Origin of the sequence: uncultured Lacinutrix sp. (genome assembly GCF_947500325.1) — a bacterium.
Taxonomy (GTDB): domain Bacteria; phylum Bacteroidota; class Bacteroidia; order Flavobacteriales; family Flavobacteriaceae; genus Lacinutrix.
Genome location: NZ_CANMRQ010000073.1, coordinates 1 through 799, shown reverse-complemented (window position 1 = coordinate 799; position 799 = coordinate 1). Strand labels below are relative to the sequence as shown.

The window sequence follows — 799 nt, the reverse complement described above, 5'->3', positions numbered from 1 at the left end:
AATCAGAAAGGAGCAGAATATTTTTTTTACATTTAAGATACACTTTTTTGAGCTCGAGTGAGCACTTGTGCACAACGGTCTCGGCTATTAGTAGTTGCGTGTTTTAGCATTTAACTTTGCAAGTACACACCAAACTGAAAATCCGCGAGGATTTTCAGAAGTAGGCGAGAACAAGCAATTACTTATAGCCATTGTTAGCAACAGTTTTTATTTTGTCAGTTTAGTTATTCGGTTGTATTCTTTCCATTTTGGGTCTTTATTAAATCCGCATCCAAATTCAACCAGTTTATTCGGGTCTTCATACATTTCAGCAAGCTTTTGTGATGCAAATTCGGCATTGTCAATATACATATCCATAATGAATCCAAAGTCCGTTGCAACTCTTGCTACAGGATGCGTTATACAACCTTTTTTTAGTTCATTTATAAAGTAGTCTTCAATAGTTCCAAAGTCTAATTCGTCCGATTCAGCTTGATTTTCAGAAATCTCAACATTGAATTGTAGATTAAATGGGCAACATTTTTTGAATTTGTAATCCACATAAGCTAAATCAACCCATCCAGTTGCAGGTTTTCCAGAATCAGTTTGAACCATAACTACCGAAATTGAATTTTGCGGATACAAGTCAGAAGAATCCTTTATCGAATTACAATCAATTTTTTCTTTGTCGCTCTTAAATAAGTCAAATATTCCCATTTGTTCAGTTCGTTGTAATTGTTGCTAACGGTTTAGTATATGAGAAGTTGCGGGTTTGCGTGCGAGGAATTTCCGAAGGAAATTCAGACATAGCAAACGTGCA

1 protein-coding gene is annotated in these 799 nt (G+C 35.4%); it reads right to left on the bottom strand.

The genetic code is table 11. From position 1 onward, the window contains the following. Positions 1–207: 207 nt before the first annotated feature. A complete protein-coding gene (locus Q0997_RS20215) occupies positions 208–696 on the bottom strand; it encodes a hypothetical protein (protein ID WP_299892525.1) in 489 nt (162 codons plus the stop codon). Between the last annotated feature and the right edge of the window lie 103 nt (positions 697–799).

Coding starts and splice junctions, on each gene's coding strand:
- Q0997_RS20215 (WP_299892525.1), bottom strand. CDS start 696: ATGGGAATATTTGACTTATTTAAGAGCGACAAAGAAAAAATTGATTGT.